This is a genomic window from Sphingomonas sp. Root720, from assembly GCF_001428605.1.
Taxonomy (GTDB): domain Bacteria; phylum Pseudomonadota; class Alphaproteobacteria; order Sphingomonadales; family Sphingomonadaceae; genus Rhizorhabdus.
This window is the reverse complement of sequence record NZ_LMID01000011.1, coordinates 686458-704305: the sequence shown is the minus strand read 5'-3', so window position 1 is coordinate 704305 and position 17848 is coordinate 686458. Positions and strand designations below refer to the sequence as shown.

The 17848-nt window shown below is 61.8% G+C and carries 15 protein-coding genes and 2 pseudogenes; 4 read left to right on the top strand and 13 right to left on the bottom strand.

Annotation, left to right across the window (positions count from 1 at the left end; all coding sequences use genetic code 11):
* Window positions 1-16: 16 nt before the first annotated feature.
* A complete protein-coding gene (locus ASE22_RS14075; protein ID WP_056360474.1) occupies window positions 17-1069 on the top strand; it encodes an aromatic ring-hydroxylating dioxygenase subunit alpha in 1053 nt (350 codons plus the stop codon).
* Window positions 1066-2697 (top strand): AMP-binding protein, encoded by a 1632-nt coding sequence (locus tag ASE22_RS14070; RefSeq protein WP_200933175.1) that lies wholly within the window; start codon window positions 1066-1068, stop codon window positions 2695-2697. Before ASE22_RS14075 ends, ASE22_RS14070 begins: the two co-directional genes overlap by 4 nt.
* Before the next feature lie 812 nt (window positions 2698-3509).
* Here ASE22_RS14070 and ASE22_RS14065 read toward each other — a convergent pair.
* Together ASE22_RS14065 and ASE22_RS14060 are read right to left on the bottom strand one after the other, a co-directional pair.
* A complete protein-coding gene (locus ASE22_RS14065; protein WP_056360472.1) occupies window positions 3510-3896 on the bottom strand; it encodes a type II toxin-antitoxin system VapC family toxin in 387 nt (128 codons plus the stop codon).
* A complete protein-coding gene (locus ASE22_RS14060) occupies window positions 3893-4126 on the bottom strand; it encodes a type II toxin-antitoxin system Phd/YefM family antitoxin (RefSeq protein ID WP_056360469.1) in 234 nt (77 codons plus the stop codon). The genes ASE22_RS14065 and ASE22_RS14060 overlap by 4 nt, the downstream gene beginning before the upstream one ends.
* Window positions 4127-4322: 196 nt before the next feature.
* On the opposite strand from ASE22_RS14060, the gene ASE22_RS14055 reads away from it, so the two are divergent.
* Window positions 4323-4709, top strand: coding sequence for a flavodoxin family protein (locus ASE22_RS14055; protein WP_082545459.1), 387 nt, complete (start codon window positions 4323-4325; stop codon window positions 4707-4709).
* Window positions 4710-4746: 37 nt separating this feature from the next.
* Here ASE22_RS14055 and ASE22_RS27995 read toward each other — a convergent pair.
* The 11 genes and pseudogenes from ASE22_RS27995 to ASE22_RS14010 all read right to left on the bottom strand — a co-directional run.
* A pseudogene (locus ASE22_RS27995) lies at window positions 4747-4911 on the bottom strand (alpha-hydroxy-acid oxidizing protein); the annotation flags it as partial.
* An 80-nt stretch (window positions 4912-4991) separates the two neighbouring features.
* Window positions 4992-6386, bottom strand: a complete 1395-nt coding sequence (locus ASE22_RS14050) for an FAD-binding oxidoreductase (RefSeq protein WP_056360466.1) — start codon at window positions 6384-6386, stop codon at window positions 4992-4994.
* On the bottom strand, window positions 6387-7103 hold the full coding sequence (locus ASE22_RS14045) for an HpcH/HpaI aldolase family protein (RefSeq protein ID WP_082545458.1): 717 nt from the start codon (window positions 7101-7103) through the stop codon (window positions 6387-6389).
* A gap of 13 nt (window positions 7104-7116) precedes the next feature.
* A pseudogene (locus tag ASE22_RS27640) lies at window positions 7117-7602 on the bottom strand (aldehyde dehydrogenase family protein); the annotation flags it as partial.
* Between the two features lies 1 nt (window position 7603).
* A partial coding sequence (locus ASE22_RS27635; protein WP_235538167.1) for an aldehyde dehydrogenase family protein occupies window positions 7604-7881 on the bottom strand: 278 nt, incomplete at its 3' end.
* Window positions 7882-7906: 25 nt separating this feature from the next.
* Window positions 7907-8803: an aldehyde dehydrogenase family protein gene (locus ASE22_RS14035; protein WP_235538161.1), complete on the bottom strand. Its 897-nt coding sequence runs from the start codon at window positions 8801-8803 to the stop codon at window positions 7907-7909.
* Window positions 8800-10257: a class I adenylate-forming enzyme family protein gene (locus ASE22_RS14030; protein ID WP_235538160.1), complete on the bottom strand. Its 1458-nt coding sequence runs from the start codon at window positions 10255-10257 to the stop codon at window positions 8800-8802. Before ASE22_RS14030 ends, ASE22_RS14035 begins: the two co-directional genes overlap by 4 nt.
* Before the next feature lie 32 nt (window positions 10258-10289).
* Complete coding sequence (locus ASE22_RS27630) at window positions 10290-11507, bottom strand: MFS transporter (protein WP_082545456.1); 1218 nt, start codon at window positions 11505-11507, stop codon at window positions 10290-10292.
* Between the two features lie 305 nt (window positions 11508-11812).
* Window positions 11813-14107, bottom strand: coding sequence for a TonB-dependent receptor (locus tag ASE22_RS14020; protein WP_082545455.1), 2295 nt, complete (start codon window positions 14105-14107; stop codon window positions 11813-11815).
* 42 nt (window positions 14108-14149) lie between these two features.
* Window positions 14150-15445: an NtaA/DmoA family FMN-dependent monooxygenase gene (locus tag ASE22_RS14015; protein ID WP_056360450.1), complete on the bottom strand. Its 1296-nt coding sequence runs from the start codon at window positions 15443-15445 to the stop codon at window positions 14150-14152.
* A 206-nt stretch (window positions 15446-15651) separates the two neighbouring features.
* Complete coding sequence (locus tag ASE22_RS14010) at window positions 15652-16566, bottom strand: AraC family transcriptional regulator (RefSeq protein ID WP_056360447.1); 915 nt, start codon at window positions 16564-16566, stop codon at window positions 15652-15654.
* Window positions 16567-17320: 754 nt separating this feature from the next.
* On the opposite strand from ASE22_RS14010, the gene ASE22_RS14005 reads away from it, so the two are divergent.
* The gene (locus ASE22_RS14005; protein ID WP_268796345.1) at window positions 17321-17602 is read left to right on the top strand and encodes a bile acid:sodium symporter; all 282 of its coding nucleotides are present in this window, start codon (window positions 17321-17323) and stop codon (window positions 17600-17602) included.
* Window positions 17603-17848: the final 246 nt, after the last annotated feature.

Here is a 17848-nt window from a genome sequence, read left to right as displayed (position 1 = left end):
ATGACAGGAGGGTGAGATGGGCGAGTTTCTGAGGAACAGCTGGTATTGCGCCGGCTGGGGCGCGGACCTTTCCGACAAGCCGATCGGGATCAAGATCATCGGCGAGGATCTGGTCCTGTTTCGCACCAGCGACGGCAGCGCGGTCGCACTGGCCGGGCGGTGCCCGCACCGTTTCGCGCCGCTGGCGCAGGGCAAGGTGATCGGAGACGTGATCCAATGCTGCTATCATGGCCTTCAGTTTGACAGGAACGGCGCCTGTACTCTCAACCCGCACGGTCAGGGCAAGATACCGCCGCGCGCGCATACCCGCAGCTATCCGCTGGTCGAGCGCAACGGCGCGCTCTGGGTCTGGATGGGGGATCCGGCGGCGGCGCGCGAGGATCAGATCATCGATCTCTATTTCTGCGGCGGCGCCGAGGGCTGGGCGGGGCTCACCGGCTATCTCAAGATCAAGGCCGACTATCAGCTCGTCATCGACAATCTGCTCGACCTGACCCACGGCACCTATCTGCACCCCGACACGGTGGGCGTGGATCCCGAACATTCGCTGGGATCGTCGCTGGTCTATGATTTCAAGACCGAAGGTACGACGGTCCATTCCAATTACAGCTTCTTCAATTCGCCGCCGACCGCGCTGTTCAAGCCCTTTTTCCATTCCGAGCGCGGCGACATCTTCGCCTTCATGCGCTGGGAGCCCGCGGGCGCGCTGATCCTCGATATCAGCACCACCGAGCTGGGTATGGCCAAGGGCACCGGCGTCCAGATTCCAAGCGCCCATTTCATCGTGCCGGAGACCGATAACAGCTGCCATTATTTCTTCGCGCTCTACCGCAATGTGGAGCTGGACGACGAGGAAAAGACCCGGGCGATGGGCGCGATCGCGGCGAAGGCTTTTGTCGAGGAGGACGAACCCGTCATCCATGATTGCTATGAGATGATGAACGGCGAGGATTTCTTCGACCTCGAACCCGCGATCCTCGAAACCGATGTCGCGGGCATCCAGGCGCGGCGGATATTGTCCAAGCTGATCCGCGCGGAGCGGCGGCAGATCGCGGATGCCGACGCGTGACGCAGCCCGCTTATGCCGATGCCTATGCGTGCCTGAGCGAGCATTTCGGCCATGACATGCTGGCGGGTGATCCCGATGGCGCAATCAATGCCTGCTTCGAACTATGCGACCGCTGGTGCGGGCAGGGGCGCACTGCGTTGCGCTGGGTGTCGAAGGACGGCGGTGCCGTCGAGATCGGCTATGACGAGTTGCGCGCGCGATCGTCACGATTTGCCTCGTTGCTGATCGATCTCGGCGTCGGCCACGGCGATCGGATCGCGGGACTGTTGCCGCGCACGCCCGAGCTGCTCGTCGTGCTGCTGGGTACCTTGCGTATCGGCGCGGTCTATCAGCCACTCTTCACCGCCTTCGGCCCCGGCGCGATCGCCACCCGGCTGGACGGCAGCGGCGCGCGCGTCGTGATCACCGATCGCTGCAACCGGCCCAAGCTGGACGGCATGGATGTTCGCATTTTCGTGACCGACGAACCGACTGGAGCCGAGAGTCTGTCGGCTGCACTCGACGGGCGTGCCGGGAATGTGGAGCCCGTGCCGCTGTCGGCTGGCGATCATTTCCTGATGCTGTTCACATCGGGGACGACCGGCAGCGCCAAGGGGGTCGCCGTTCCGATCCACATGCTCCGCGCGATCTGGGCCTATATGCGCTTCGGCATCGGGCTTCGCGATGAAGACAGCTATTGGAACCTCGCCGATCCGGGCTGGGCCTATGGCCTCTATTATGCGGTGTGCGGTCCACTGCTGCTCGGCCAGGCCGCGACGATGAGCGAGGCGGGTTTCTCGGTCGAGACGGCCTATGACCTGATCGCGCGTTTCGGCATCACCAACCTGGCCGGCGCGCCGACTGCGTTTCGCGCTATGGCCGCCAGCGATCTCGCGCCGCCGCGCGCGCTGCGGGCGATCAGCAGCGCGGGCGAACCGCTCGATCCCGAAACCGGCGCGTGGCTGGCGCGCGCCTTCGGGTGCCGGGCCGGCGATCATTATGGGCAGACCGAACTCGGCATGGTGCTGTGCGACCATAATGGCCTCGATCATCCGCGTGACCGGGGTGGGCTCGGCTATCCGATGCCGGGCTTCGCGGTCACCACGATCCGCGAGGATGGGAGCGCGTGCGACGCCGGGGAGCCGGGCACACTCGCGGTGCGGCGATCATCGCCGCTCTTCTGGTTCACCGGCTATCCCGGACGGGAGGAACAGCCCTTTCTCGGCGATCATTATCTGACCGGGGACAGCGCGGTGCGCCTGGCCGATGGATCGTTCCGTTTCGTCGGGCGCGACGATGACGTCATCACCTCATCGGGCTATCGCATCGGCCCATTCGAGGTCGAAAGCGCCCTGATGGAACATCCCGCCGTCATCGAGGCGGCGGTGATCGGCAAGCCTGATCCGGTGCGCACCGAGCTGGTAAAGGCGTTCGTCCGGCTGACTCCGGGAGCCGAAGCGTCGCCCGCTTTGGCCGACGAGATCGGCCTGTTCGTGAAGACGCGGCTGGCCGCGCACGCCTATCCTCGTGAAATCGCTTTCGTCGACGAGCTGCCGAAAACACCCAGCGGTAAGGTCCAGCGCTTTAAGCTCCGCACCGGGAAATTTCTCAATAATCCTGTGGAGGACACTCCTAGCCGACGGGCGTAGCCGGATCCTCGCCCTTTATGCTGTCGTAGAATAGTCTCGAGGTCGCGAGTTGGATCGGTAGCCTCGCGTCGAGCGCGCGGGTTTTGAGCGCTTGACGCAAGTCACGCTTGAAAAGGTCATCTGCGCCCTCCTCGATCTCATCCAGCAAGTCGAAGTCGCACTGACGGCTGGCCTTAGCTTGCGGATAAACTAGAGGCAGCTAGCCGAACATTGCCGCTTGGAACCTGCCTGTCCGCTTCCGGCCCAATCTCCCTCGTTCTGCCGTGCCGGTCGGGCAAGCGCCCGACGTCGGCTTCTGGCCAGACCTGCCGTTCAACACGTCGCCACGGAACGGCCGAAAAGTCCCAAAAGCCGACCTTTCTCCAGGAGATGAACGAACGGCGGGTTTTGGGATCGCAACGTCATCCTCTGAACGTCTGATTACAATCGCGTAGCGGACGCTGTGGGTGTATGCATTAATGCCCACTGTAGTGGAGCTGGACTCGACCAGCGAATATCCAAGATCAGAGCGCAGGCTGTCATCGAGATGCGGAGTTCTCCTTCGCGAGCGGCGGGATGACAAACCAGTATTCCCAGGAGCTTATGGTTTCGCAGACTTAGTGAAGTTCACATCTCGGTGAAACTAGTGATCAAGTCAATTTGGCAGCTTGCGCGTTCCTCCCTCCTGGGCGCTCGGACGGCTGAGGATTTCGCGTCCTGACGCATGTTTCAGGCGCAAACGCGTCCGCTGCTGAGAGGAACTGCGCGCATGCCCTCCGTCAGAACATGGAGAGAGGCACATCGCGTGGGCTTTCAAACGTAACGGCCGTACCTTACCAAAGGCGCTTTATCGCGAAGCCGTCGAAAAGTGCCTCATTGGAAACCAGCACCAAGTCCTCAGCCTGCGCCTGCGCGATCAAAAGACGGTCGAACGGGTCTTTGTGAGGGATATTCATTTCCCCGGCTAGTTGCGCGTGGTGGACACTGATGGCAAGTTCGTCGAAACCCTGCTCAGCGACTATGCCTTCGAAGTCCTGCGCCAGAAGCGCCGCGTTAGGCAGCTTGCCGATGCGGTACTTGGTGGCGATCTCCATGGCGGAGGCAGCGCTGACCGCGACGGGATTGCTCTCGCCGCTGATGGCCTCGCGCGCTGCCGAGCTCAGCGCATCGTCACCCGCAAGCCACCAGATCAGAGCATGGGTGTCGAGCAACAGCCTCAAGCCAGATTCCACCCGCCCAGTTCATCCTCGGGCAGCGGCTCATTGAAGCGAGCATCCATGGCGATCTTGCCCTTGAGTGCTCCAAAGCGCCGACGCCCGCGTGGATTGACCGGCACCAGACGCACCACCGGCACGTTGCCGCGTGCGATCACCACCTCCCCGCCGGCGAGCGCGTCAGCGATCAGGCGGGACAGGTTGGTCTTGGCATCGTGGACCGAGAACTGGGTCATGGAATCTCCTTGGCTAACTATATAGCTAATGCACCCGTGCGGGGCAAGGACAGCACCGTCCACGATACGGAGAGCCCAAAAGAGAACATCAGCAAGAGGAGCGATTTTGCGTAGGCCTCCTGGCTGATGAGCCTGCGCCGGAAACGCCGTTGTCCGCGGTTCGTCTGTACCCTGCATCTTATACGGGCCGAGAACCATGGCGCTTATAGCCCAACCTATCAATTGCACCCTTAAGCGTTCCGCCAACGGCGAAAGCAGTTCCACCGACGCTATGATCGCGGTGCTGGCAAAGGCATTTACGGCAAAAGACGTGGAGATCGCCGAGACAATTCGCATCGCAGATCACAATGCCCATCCTGGCGTGCTGTCCGATGAGGGTGCTGGCGATGCTTGGCCCGGAATTCGGGAAAAGATCCTCGCTGCCGACATTCTGATTTTCGGCACACCGATATGGATGGGTCAGGCGTCCAGCGTCGCCAAGCGCATTCTCGAACGCATGGATGCCTTTCTGGATGAGACCGACGACAATGGCCGCATGCCGAGTTATTCCAAGGTCGCGGTCGCCGCCAATGGAGCGCGTTGAAGCCCGTCGGTGCAATTATAAGGGGAAGCGGCAGGGAGCGGCTGAAGATCGTCGCCGGAGGTGGTTCGCCCCCGCCTGTCAGCACCCGAGGACGCAAGGCAAGCGATGCGAAAGCATCGCGATTGGCGGCGAGCGATCGCTCCCCCTCCGCGCCACCCTCGAGATATTCCTTTACGAAGGCCGGCAGACGCCGTCGGGCCATCGCCGCGATATCAGCGATCGTGACGGCGCGCTCTATGCTGCGCCCGGCATGGAGTCGGCACCTAGCCGGATGGGTTTCAGTCACGCAACAGTGCCGAAAATCCGTCCACGCGCGAGGATGTGGTTGGGATCGAGGGCCGCCTTGATCGCACGCATAGCCGCGAGGTCACTTGCGCTTCGGCTCTGCGGCAAAACGTCGCGCTTCTTGAGGCCGATGCCATGTTCGGCGGAAACAGCGCCATTCAATTGGCCGACGATCGCATAGACGTCCTGCTCGATGGCGCGCTTGGTCGCCGCGTCGGTCACAAGAGGATCGACAATCAGGTGAATGTTGCCGTCGCCGATATGGCCGTAGAACAAAGCGGTAGCTTGCGGGAAAGCGGCGGCCAGCATCCCGGTGATGCGATCGACCGCCTCCGACATCTGCGAGACGGCGAAGCTGATGTCGAACGCAACCATCTCCGGCATCATCCGGGGAAATTCTCCGGGCGCATCTCGGATTGCCCAGAAATCGGCCGCATCGCGATCGGAATTGGCGACCGCCGCGTCGGCGATAAGCCCGTCCTCCAGCATGTCGGCGAGAAAGGCGATGAACTCATCTTGCTGGTTCGCCGCGCCGCTGCCGTCGGTTTCCAGCAAGACGTTGAAGGCGTGGCTACCCTCCAGAGGCCGGCGCAGCTTCGGAAAATTTGTGAGAACGAAGCCATAATAGCTCGGCCACATCAGCTCAAATGCCGAAACCCCTCCGGACAGACGCTCCTGCGCGCGTCGGAGCAACGCCGTTACCGCTTCAAAACTCGCGAGACCACACCAGGCGGTAGACTTTACAGTTGGCGCCTGAAGACGCAGGACTGCGCGGGTGACAACGGCCAGAGTCCCCTCGCTGCCGACCAAAAGGCCGGGGAGATCGTAGCCGGTATTATTCTTGAGCATTTTACGCTGGCCGCCAATCACACTGCCATCGGCCAGCACGGCTTCGACATCTAGGACATGGGCGCGGGTCATGCCATATTTGATCACGCGGTTGCCGCCGGCATTGGTCCCGATCAGCCCTCCGACGGTGCAACTACCGCGCGCACCGAGATCGAGCGGGAAATAAAAGCCAGCCGCTTCTGCCGCTTCCTGCACATGCTGAAGCGCGGCACCCGCCTGAACAGTCAGCGTCGCGGAAACGGGGTCGAGCTCCTCAATCGCGCGCATTCGTTCGAGGCTGATCATGATCTCGCCATCCTGGCAAGTCGCGGCGCCAGCGAGCCCGGTCAACCCGCCTTGTACGATCACCGGTGCACGATGGCGGTTGCAGATTGCCAGCGTGAGAGAGAGGTCCTCCGTTGTGCGGGGCCGGACAAGTGCAGCGCCCGTCCCCCCAGCATAACCGCTCCAGTCAGCCATCCGGCGGTCATGCAGTGCTTCGGCCGGCGTGATGGTGTCGGGCTCGAGGACATTGATCAACTCTTCGACACAAGCGTACACCATTCATTGCTCCCCGGTCGCTGGGTCTGCAAACCCAGCCATCACCGCACCAATATCGTCTGCGGTCGTCACGATGCTGAAACCGCGTTCGATCATCTCCCGCCAACTGCGTCCGGCAGGCGTGAAAATGCCGCAAGGTTTCCCCGCACCGCGGCAGGCAACGAGGATCGCATCACATGCCCGATCGAATGCGGCATCGTCGGTGGCAGCCAGCGAGAGCCTGAGATCGCCTGAGCCGATAAAGATGAAGTCGACACCGTCGACCGCCGCGATCGCCTCCGCGTTTTCCACCCCGGTCCGGCTTTCGATCATGATGCCAATCACTGGACGGCCGCTCCGGACATAGTTTCCGAGACCGTTCACGATCGGGCGGACGCCGCCGGCAGAGCGGCGCCCCGCCGGCATGAAGCCTGCCGCAAGCACGGCGGCGGCAGCCTGCGCGGCTGTTTCGATCATCGGAACGATCACGCCCGCGGCGCCCGTATCGAGCGCTTGGGAGATCGCCGCGTCATCACCATTCGCCGATCGGATCAACGCACGCGAACCACCAATCAAACCGACGGCATTGTGCGCCGATAAGCGATCCCACAGCCCATGCTGGAGATCGATGACCGCGAAATCGGCGCTCGACATCATACCAATCTCGACAACCGGCAAGTTGCCGAGGCTGAACCAGGCAAGCCGTGTGGACCTGCTCCAGTCACGTGCCATTCCGCTCATGGACGCGCTCGTTTCATCCCGTGATCTCCTTCACGGTGATCGTCTGCGGATTGGTATATTCGGCCAGGCCGTCGAGCGCGTTCTCGACGCCCATGCCCGACTGCTTGTGCCCGCCAAAGGCGATGTGCGGGCCGAAGACGTGGATCTCGTTGATCCACACCGTCCCCGCCTCAATCCGCTCGGCGATGCGCAGCGCGGCAGCGGTATCCTTCGACCAGACCGATGCGGCCAGGCCATATTCGGTGCTGTTCGCCCGCGCGATCACATCGTCGACGTCGGAGAATTTGAGCAGCGGAAGGACCGGGCCGAACGCTTCCTCGGTCACGACGCGGCTGTCGTCGGGCGGATTGTCGACGATGGTGACCGGGATGAAATAGCCCGGCCCTTCGCCGGCCTCACCGCCGGCGACGATATTGGCGCCGATCCGCCGCGTGTCGGCGAGCAGATCCTTGACCTTCTCATATTGCATGCGGTTCTGGATCGGGCCGAGATCGGTGCCNCCGGCGACGATATTGGCGCCGATCCGCCGCGTGTCGGCGAGCAGATCCTTGACCTTCTCATATTGCATGCGGTTCTGGATCGGGCCGAGATCGGTGCCCTGCTGCGATCCGTCGCCGACCTTCACCGTCTGCGCATAGGCGATCATCTCGTCGCGGACCGCGTCGTAGATATCCTCATGGACATAGAGCCGCTTGGCCGCGACGCAGAATTGCGCGCTGTTCTGGAAGGCCGCCCAGAACAGCTCCTTGGCAACCGTCTTCGGATCGACGTCGGGCATGACGATCGCCGGNGCGCATAGGCGATCATCTCGTCGCGGACCGCGTCGTAGATATCCTCATGACATAGAGCCGCTTGGCCGCGACGCAGAATTGCGCGCTGTTCTGGAAGGCCGCCCAGAACAGCTCCTTGGCAACCGTCTTCGGATCGACGTCGGGCATGACGATCGCCGGATCGTTGCCGCCCAGTTCCAGGGTGATCCGCTTCAGATTGCCCGACGCGCTTTCCATGATCCGACGCCCGGTCGCGGTCGATCCGGTGAAGCTGATCTTGCCGATCGCCGGATGCTGCGTGATCCACGCACCGAGATCGTTGCCGCCCGACACGATGTTGAGCACGCCCGGCGGCAGCACGCCCTGCAGCAGCTCGCCCAGCTTGAGCGTGCCGAGCGGCGTGAACGGCGACGGCTTCAGCACCATCACATTGCCGGTCGCCAGTGCCGGGGCGATCTTCCAGATCGCGAGCAGGATCGGGAAGTTCCACGGGGTGATCGCCCCCACGACACCGATCGGCACCCGCCGCGTTTCGACCCGGCGATCGGGCTGGTCGGCGACCGTCTCGACCTCCAGTGTCTGGGCGGCGACGGCACGGCACCAGGCGGCCGATCCGAAAATCTCCCATTCGGCGCCCGCTCGCGCCTTGCCCTGCTCCATCGTCAGCAGCCGCATGAAATCCTCGGCATGCGCCTCGATCAGGTCGCCGATCTTCGCGACCAGCGCCTGGCGCTCGGCCAGCGGCGTATCGCGCCACGCCGGATAGGCGCGCTGCGCGGCGGCCACCGCCTGCTCCAGCTGATCGCGGCTGGCATCAGGGGCGCCCGCGATCACCTCCTCGGTGGCGGGGTTGATGACGTCGATCGTCGCGCCCGCCGTCGCCGGCTTGCCGTCGATGGTCATCACATGATGTCTGAAGAAGTCGGTCATGATCCTGTCCTCGCGATCGTGTCGTTGTCCGTGGAAAGTTCGGCGAGCGCGCGCCGCATGATCTTGCCGGTGCTGGTCTTCGGCAGGTCGTCGACGAAGCGGTAGGCGCGCGGCACCTTGTAGGGCGCGAGGTGGAGCCGGCAGTGGGCATCCATCTCGTGAGCACTCAGTGTCGCGCCGGCGCGCGGAACGATGAAGGCGACCGGTACCTCACCCTTGGCGGCATCGGGAAGGCCCGCGACGGCGGAGAAGGCGACACCGGGATGCATCGCGATCACCCGCTCCAGCTCGGCCGGGTAAATGTTGTTGCCCGCGGTCAGGATCATGTCCTTCTTTCGATCGACGACGAAGATGAATCCCTGCCCATCGATCCGCGCGAGATCGCCGGTGCGCAACCAACCATCGGGATCGATCGTCTCGCAGGTCAGCTCGGGAGCATTGTGATAGCCCTGCATCACCATCGCGCCGCGCACCAGCAGTTCGCCGACGCCTTCCTCCGGTGCATCGATCCGGGCTTCCATGAAGGGCAAGGGCACGCCGATCGAACCGTGGCGCCGAGGGCCGGTGTGGGGATGGGTGGTGCCGAGTCCGCCGAGTTCGGTCATCCCCCAAAGCTCGATCAACGGGCAGCCGAAGCGCGCCTCGACCGTTTCCATCACGCTCACCGGCATGGTCTGACCGCCGACAGTGCACAGCCGAAGCGATGAAAGATCGGCCTGTGCCAGCGCCGGGCTCTGCAGCAGATAATGATACATGGTCGGGACGCCCTCGAGCATCGTCGCGCGGTGAGCAGCGATAGAATCGAGGATGGTACCCGCTTCGAAGCGAGTGTGAAGGACCAAGGTGGCTCCTGAAAGGACCGTGCTGCTCATAACGACATTGCCGTAGACATGCGGCAGCGGCAGGGCCGTGACGATGATATCGTTCGCTGAGCGGCCGTGCATCACCGCGGTCATGCGAACATTCGTCACAATGCTGCGATGCGTGAGCAGTGCACCTTTTGGCCGGCCCGTCGTGCCCGAGGTATAGGCGATCGTCGCGAGATCATTTTCTGACCGAGCGACGTTCGGTTCGAGCATTTCTTCCGCGATCAGTTCGGGAATATCAGCATAGGACAGCATGATGCGCACGCCGCTTCCGGACAGCGCGGGAACGAGATCGGCCAATTTCGAGGGGCTCGCGATTACGGTGCCAACATCGCAATCGTCGACGATGTATCGCACCTCCTGCGGCGTCAGAAGCATGTTGACCGGATTGATCACGGCGCCAGCGCGCGCGATCCCATAATAAGCGACGATCCATTCCCAGCTATTCTCGCCGTACAGCGTCACCCGGTCGCCTGGGACGATCCTGCGGGCTGTTAAAGCACCCGCAAGATAGGCAGACTGACGGTCGATCTCCGCGAAGCTAAGCCGGTGCTCGCCGGCGATCACCGCGGTTCTGTCACCGAACAAGTGCGCGGCGACCCGCGGGAGATCCGCCAGCATCATGTCCGTTGGGTCACGTGCAGCCGGCCGATGAGAACCGCCGCGACCGCCATCAGCGCCGCCGTCCCGCCGAGCGCAAGACGATAGCTGCCAGTATGATCGTACACCTGCGCGAAAATCAGGCCTCCTACCGCCATACCGATCGAGATCACGAAAGCCATCACCCCGAATAAGGTCGACGCAATCTTTTCCCCGAAAATACGCACGCTGAAGAAGACGATGAAATCGCTCTCCGCGCCATGTCCGAAACCGATCAACATGATGCACAGAGCAATCAGCGCGATCGGCGCGTCATCGGGCATCAGCGCTACCCCCAGCCCGCCGAGTGCGGCCAACAGTAGACACACCCGCACGACCAAGTGGGGATGGAAGCGGTCGAGCATGAAACCGGCACACAGACGGCCGATGCCGATGGTGACCGTGTATGCGGTGACCAGTGCTGTGGCGGCGAGCAAGCTGAGACCGTGGCTCACGAGCAGCGGTTGCGTTTGACTGAGAACTCCGCCGAGCAGCAGCGAGGCCGCGCCGAAGCCCACCACCATGATCCAGAAGCGACCGTCGCGCGCAGCACCGTTGAGTTCAGCGAGCGGGTTGCCACGCCGCGCGGCGGGCAGTTCGTCGTTGCCCGGCTTTTCGCTGAACCAGGCAAATATGATCGGCAAGGCCAGAACGAGCAATGTAGCAGCCAGCGCGTAGTAGGCCTGCCGCCAGCCAAAATCGGCGATCACCAGCCCGACCAGCGGCACGAGCACGAAGCCAGCCACCGAGATGCCGGTCATCGCGATGGCTACCGCCGCACCGGTGTTACGCCTAAAATATGGCAGCACTCCGCGGGTGAAGCTGACCGGACTAGAGAGGGGGCTGACCACCGCAATCACCAGCACCATTGCAAGGAAGAAGCCATTGCTGGGCGGTGCGAGCGCGAGGCCGACATAACAGGCTGCCATCGCCGCGAGGCCAATCATCCCAAGCCGTCGCGCGCCGACGCGATCGGTCAGCCAGCCGGTCATCGGCATGAAAAAGGCAGCGATCAACCCCACCATCGGGCCGAAGGCCAGTTCCGAACGGGACCAACCGAATTCCGCTTGCATCGGCAGGATGAACAAGCCGGCGGTATACATGAAGAGATTATAGCCGGTGCCTATCCCTACAGCCGCAGCCGCCAGGGGGCGCCAGCCTTCGCGCCATTCGGACGTTTGCGACGGGGAAGCTACCATGGCCAATCCTTATCGAATGCGATGGAACGATCGCTATTGGCAAACCGCAGCGATTATTCGGCGGGCGCAGCCTCGCGAGAGAGAGGAGGCCGCCGAGCCCGGATGCGACGGGGATCCGCACCTCGCCCCACCGCAAGCCACTCCATCGTCGCCGTCCCAGCGGATGGAAGGCCCTCATCTCCGGCATGATGTCCGTCTAATGTTTGAGCAAGCTGCGCAGGGTTCGATCAGCCGGAGCGATCAAACCCTGCGTGGCACGCGCCGCCTAGGCCGGCGTATTTTAGGCTCATCGCCGATAGGATCGACTAGAGACGGAAACTGACCTGCACGCCGTAGGTGGCGGGCTGACCAGCAAAGCGCACGATCGTGTCCAGGTTTCGCGGCACGCCGGTCCAGTAATATTTATTCGTCACGTTGCGGCCGTAGAATTGAACCCGCCAGAGCCCATCTCGTGCCGCAAAGCCAGCCCGCAGATCGATCAGGCTATAGCCGGCGATGGCGAATTCAAGCCCGTCGCCGAACGCCGCAGCCGTGCTCGAACGATAGGAGATGTTACCGCCGACGAACATGTCCATGTCCGACCGGATCGGGAAGTCATATTGGGCATCGCCAACCAGGAGCCACTTCGGTGTGTTGGGAAAGCTCTCGCCCACGAAGCTGTTCACCCGGCCCAGAGGATCGCGTGGTTGCGCCGGCGGACGCGGATCCTCCTTTACACGCGAGTTGAGATAGGTGGCCCCCGCGCTCAGCCGAAGGCCGCGTACAAGCGTCACAAGCAACTCCAGCTCCGCGCCATAAACACGCGACTTGGGAATGTTGACCAGCTGGGAGACCGGTCCGAAGAAGGGATTGATCACGGTGCCGGCCAGCTGCTTGTTCGTGTAATCGTAGTAGAAAGCGGCCGACGTCAGCTGAACCTTGCGGTCGAACAGACCTAGCTTGGCACCAGCCTCATAGGTCAGCACGGACTCTTGCGTGACCGGCGTGAATTGGGAAGCGAACGCCGCTGCGGGCACAGTATAGCTGCCAGCCTTGTAGCCACGGGTAAGGCTTGCATAGAGCAAGGTATCGGTAGCGGGCTTCCAGCTGACCACGCCACGCCAGGAGACGTTGTCCTCATCGAGATCCGAGGCGACGATCGGCAGCGACTTAAGCGTGGAATCTTCAAGCGTGAGGCACGATCCGTTGGGCAGTACCACGCCACTGAACACGCTGAAGGCCAGCGCAGCCTGGCCATTGCCATAGTCGGCGAAGCATCCCTCGAACCGACGCTTCTGGTCGGAATAGCGTGCCGATCCGGACAGGGTCAGTGTTGGCGTGATGGCATAATCGAGGCTGCCAAAAATCGATTTCGTCTCGATTTTCTGATTATTGATCCGGTCGCCGCTCGGGAAATAATAGGGCCCTGCGGTGACATTGCTCGAGAAGAAGATGTCGTGAGAATATTCGTTGACCGTCTCATCCTGATAGTTGGCACCAACCATATATTTGAGCGGGCCGGAGGAACCGGACAGACGCAGCTCCTGCGAGAATGACTCGACGAAGCCGTACTTGTGGATGCGCAGGTTTGGATAATCGGTTCCGTCGGAATCGAAGGGAGCTTCACCCTTGTAGTGGACATAGCCGGTGATCGACGAGAGCGTCAGGTCGCTCGCCATGTCCCAGTCGCCGCGCAGGGACAGCATGTAGAACTTGTCGTCTCGCTCGAAGCTGACACCGTTGTCCCAATCCGCCGCGCGGTTGTTCCGAGGAGAAACGGGATAATTGGTGAGAGCATTGAAGACGCCCTGGGTCAGAGGGCCCGGCGTCGGACGCGATGGCGTGAACCGCTGGAACTGGGCCGACTGTGTTTCCGACTGGTCTCGCCAACCACTGACATTCAACTGGAAGCCGAGTGTCTCCGTCGGCTTCCAATCGACGAGTAGGCGCGCATTGGTGAAGTCCACGCGGCCGAGTTCGTCGTCGCGGGTGAAGCTCTTCTGCCAAGCGCCCTGGGACTCGTGCCGCACCGCGAGGCGGAAGGCTAACGTGTCGTTGAGCGGGCCACTGACGAAGCCTTCGAGTTCGACACGATTGAAGCGGCCATAGTTCAGCAGCCCGCCGGCATGGAAGCTATCCGTTGGCTTGGCGGCGATGTAGTTGATCGCACCGCCGGTGGAATTCTGCCCGAACAACGTGCCCTGTGGTCCCTTGAGGACTTCGACACGCTCCAGATCGAGCGTCGCGCCGCGCGTCAGAACGGAATATGGCAGCGAGACCTGATCCATATAGGTCGCGACGGCCGGCGTCGCTCCGATCGAGAAGTCCTTGTAGCCGACACCGCGGATCGAAAAGACCGGAACGCCATATTCGCTGATCTGCACGGTCAGGCTGGGAACGATCTTCGTCAGATCGGCGGTCGTCGTGATGCCCTGCACCTGCAACTGCGCACCTGTTGCCGCGGTGATCGCCAGCGGCACCTCGCTCAGGCGCTCGCTTCGCTTCTGGGCGGTAACGATGATCTCGGTCGTGCCATCATCGTTCGCCGCCTGTGCGAAGGCTGGCGATGCGACGAGGCAAAGTGCCGTTGATAGCAAAAGCATGACGCGAGTTGGCTTCATGACTGGATTCCCCTTCGATGTTTGTTTTCGATTATTCTCGGATCAGAATGCGACGAGATTGTCGCGAAGCGTGCCGCCGCTGTAATCCTTGCGTGTCAGGCCGCTTTTCTGGAGAAGTGGGACAACCTTCCCGGTGAACTCGAGAAGATCATAAGGCAAATAGAGCGGGTGATAGACGAAGCCGTCGCCCCCGACATATGCCATCACATCGTGCATCTGTTCGACGATCTGTTCGGCAGTGCCGACGAAAGCCATGCCCGCACCGGCTGCGTGGCCTATCGTGGCATCGAACACGGTGTTGTGGCCACTCTTCGACCAGGCTTCGATATGTCCCTGAGCACCAGGTACTTGGAGCTCTGAGATCGGAGCTGTCGGATCGACCGTAGAGAGATCCACGCCGAGTAGCCCCGACATCGTCACCATCGCGCCCTCGGGCGTGATCATGGCGCGATGGCGATCGTATTTTTCGCGGGCCTCGGCCTCGCTCTCGCCGACGAACGCGTTCATCGCGAACATCACCTTGACCGAGCTGGGGTCGCGCCCTGCATCGGCGGCGGCTGCCTTCACGCGATCATGATAGGATTTCATGCCCTCTCGATAGGGCTGGATCGCGAACATCAGCTCGGCATGGCGCGCGGCGAAGGCGATGCCGACCTTCGACGCACCGGCCTGTGCCAAGACCGGCCCGGCCTGAGGCGAGCGATGGAGATTGAGCGGCGCATAGCTGCGGTAGAAGCGCCCCTCGAAGTGGATGTCATGGACCTTCGTCGGATCGATGAAGACATCGTTATGCTTGTCGACGACGACGGCGCCTTCGTCCCAGCCCTGCCAAAGCGCCTTGCAAAGATCGACATATTCGTCGGCCTGGGCGTAGCGATCGTCATGGGAAGGAAGCTCTGTAAGGCCAACCCCGAGCACCCCTGCCTTATGGGTCGAGGTCACGATATTCCACGCGATACGACCACGCGACAGATGATCCATCGACGCGAAGCGTCGCGCAGTCAGGTAAGGCTGACTGGCCGTAGTCGAAACCGTGGCGACCACACCGAGATGGCGAGTGTGAGCGAGGATATAGTCCGCCACCACCGTCTGATCGAAGGCAGGAACAAATTTCCCGCCTTTCAGCGTGCCGTCGCGGCTGTTCTGATATTCGGCAAATATCCCCTCGCTATCGGCGGCGAAAAGGAAGTCGAACCGTGCATCTTCGCAAGCTTTTGCCACCTCGATCCACAGTTCCGGGCGGTCGAAAGACCGGTCAAAAAGATAATTCTCGCTCTTCCACGTCCCGATGCTGTTGTGCGTCTGGATTGGAAACGAAAGCATACCGAGATGGAACATGACCTACCCTGTCGAGCGTTAAGCGTGGGTGATCGAGGAGCGGCCGACCGGACGCTGCATTGAAGCGATCCCATTCAGACACCCCCGCGATCTGTCTCGAATAGGACAGGTCCGCCGAGCAACGGCTATGCGACCGCCGCAGTCGTATGCGCACGCCGCAGAAATGTTTGAAATGACAGTGGTCGTGCGACGTGGCGCCGACGGATCTAGCTAAATGCTGCGCCGGTTTCTCGCTTGAGGAGTAGGGCTTCGGACGGGAGGTGGCCGTACAACTCCTTGTAATCGGCCGAAAAGCGCCCGAGCTGCCAGAAGTTGAAGCGCGTCGCCACGTCCGTCACCCTCGTCGTCCCTGGGGTCCCATTGAGCAAGGCGTGGTGCGCGCCTTCGAGCCGCAGAAGCTTCAGGTGGCGCAGGGGCGTGGTACCGTGGGCGCGACGAAAGCCCGTTTGCAGACTACGCTCGCTCACTCCAGATGCTGCGACGATGTCGGCAAGGCTGATGTCATGCTCGAGATGATCGAGCATGAACCTTTCCGCTCGCAGGACATAATAAGGAATGACTGCCTGGTTGCTGCGCGTAACACTAACCGACTGGCTGTGGCCGGTCAGGAGCAGCGACATCAACATCCGTTCGATCTCAAGCGCGACATTGGGCGCATCGAACAAACCCGCGTCTAGGCCGTTCAGGATGAAACCGACCAATCCGGAAAATGCTCGTCCTTCCGGCGAGAGATTGCTCATCGATGACACAAGCGCGAGCGAAGAACCCGCGGCACCGCGCAGCATCGCGTGATGCGCCTCCAGGCGTGCCTTCGGAATCTGAATGACGAGAGCCGTGATTCCCCTCGACCATTGCATCACCCGGTGGTCCTCCGGCGCATAAATGAGCCCTCCGCCCTCCGAGCATTCGTAACGCTCGGAGTTGATCTGCGCCTGGATCGTACCATTGAGCGGGATCTGAATGATAAACCGGGTCGATCGATCGAGCTCGACTATGACGGATGGACCGATCGTCATCGCGGTGAACGTCGTGCCTCCGAGCGTAGCCCGGTTGACCGAGGCATCGATTGTGGATGCCCGGTCGACCAGAGTTAAGCGGTGCGGCGCCATTTTCCGCGTCATCCACTGCCGTACATGATCGACGCTACGGGTCGAAAAGCAGGGGCGCGACGCGAGCGGCAACCAGTTCTGCCCCAGTGGCAGCGGAGCTATAGTGGATAATGCGACACTCGAAACGTCAGACATGAGCAGAACCTCGCATAGCCTGCATATACCCGAAAGACGGCCTCGCCAACATCCTTAAAGCCTAAAGGAGTTCCACGGAACGCTCGCGCACTCAAGACAAGCGATCGTCCGCCATATTGAGTATCCAATCGCCGCGCACATGCTCCATCGATGAGGTCGGCACGCTACCAGATGTCATGATATAAGCACCTCAGCTTCGGAAGATAACCAGCACGCGACGTGCTGCTACAGACTGGTCCGTTTCGTCATCCCGCATGAGAATATGATGACGGAAGCCATAAATGACCGGACCGGATAGCTGCACCAGTTGCCCCGCTTTCAGCTTCGTCCCTCGCCAGCGCCAACGACACCAGCGCAACCCCCTGCCCGGGAACGGCTGCCTGGATTGCATCGCTCTCGTCGGAGAAGCGCAAAGCCGGGCGCTCTTCGGCTCAGCTATGTCCGCAGCAGCGCACCAGCGCGCCCAGGTCGGATTTTCAGGACGTTTGCGGCACCATTCAAACTCAATCAGCGGCCATCCGGCGAGATCGACGCCCTCCACTATCTTAACATCGGATTGGCGACCGGCGCAAAGCGATCGGCGAACATCAGCTGGACTTTCAAACCCGGATAGGGACCGGCGCCGTACCGGATCGCGATATCGACATTCGCCGTCGCGAGATCGACCAGCTCGATGAGAATGACGATAGAGGACGAAATCGTTCTTCAATTCTGCGGTTCAAAAAAATCGCTCGCCAGCGGCCTGCTCATGGCCAGCGTCCTGTTCGCCAGCCCGCAGCTCGGCCTGATCATTCTTCCGCTGATGCTATTCCATCAGCTTCAGCTTATTGCCTGCGCTATATTGGCTATGCAATATAGCAGTCGCCCGGGTGTCGACCCACCCTGCTCATCGCGCACCACTCTCAACGCATAACCAGGGGTAAACGCGGAGCCGCGATCCGCAGACAGCGCGGTGGCGGCTTCGCGTTTCTGCGGGTGCTGATGTGCGGCATCCCGTACGGGTTCACAGGCTCGTTCACGCATAACTAATGCAGCGCGAGCGCGCAGCGACTGCTCGTCAATCCCCTGATCAGAGACGGCGAGCGAACAGCATGTCGACATTCGATATGATGCTCAGCGTCACTGGACGAGGCTGCCCCTGCCCCGTTGCCACACCAAC

Excerpts from the sequence above, each read along its gene's own strand:
- ASE22_RS14075 (WP_056360474.1), top strand. The coding sequence starts at position 17 with ATGGGCGAGTTTCTGAGGAACAGCTGGTATTGCGCCGGCTGGGGCGCG.
- ASE22_RS14060 (WP_056360469.1), bottom strand. The coding sequence starts at position 4,126 with ATGACCCAGTTCTCGGTCCACGATGCCAAGACCAACCTGTCCCGCCTG.
- ASE22_RS14055 (WP_082545459.1), top strand. The coding sequence starts at position 4,323 with ATGGCGCTTATAGCCCAACCTATCAATTGCACCCTTAAGCGTTCCGCC.
- ASE22_RS14050 (WP_056360466.1), bottom strand. The coding sequence starts at position 6,386 with ATGGTGTACGCTTGTGTCGAAGAGTTGATCAATGTCCTCGAGCCCGAC.
- ASE22_RS14045 (WP_082545458.1), bottom strand. The coding sequence starts at position 7,103 with ATGAGCGGAATGGCACGTGACTGGAGCAGGTCCACACGGCTTGCCTGG.
- ASE22_RS14035 (WP_235538161.1), bottom strand. The coding sequence starts at position 8,803 with ATGACCGACTTCTTCAGACATCATGTGATGACCATCGACGGCAAGCCG.
- ASE22_RS27630 (WP_082545456.1), bottom strand. The coding sequence starts at position 11,507 with ATGGTAGCTTCCCCGTCGCAAACGTCCGAATGGCGCGAAGGCTGGCGC.
- ASE22_RS14020 (WP_082545455.1), bottom strand. The coding sequence starts at position 14,107 with ATGAAGCCAACTCGCGTCATGCTTTTGCTATCAACGGCACTTTGCCTC.
- ASE22_RS14015 (WP_056360450.1), bottom strand. The coding sequence starts at position 15,445 with ATGTTCCATCTCGGTATGCTTTCGTTTCCAATCCAGACGCACAACAGC.
- ASE22_RS14010 (WP_056360447.1), bottom strand. The coding sequence starts at position 16,566 with ATGACGCGGAAAATGGCGCCGCACCGCTTAACTCTGGTCGACCGGGCA.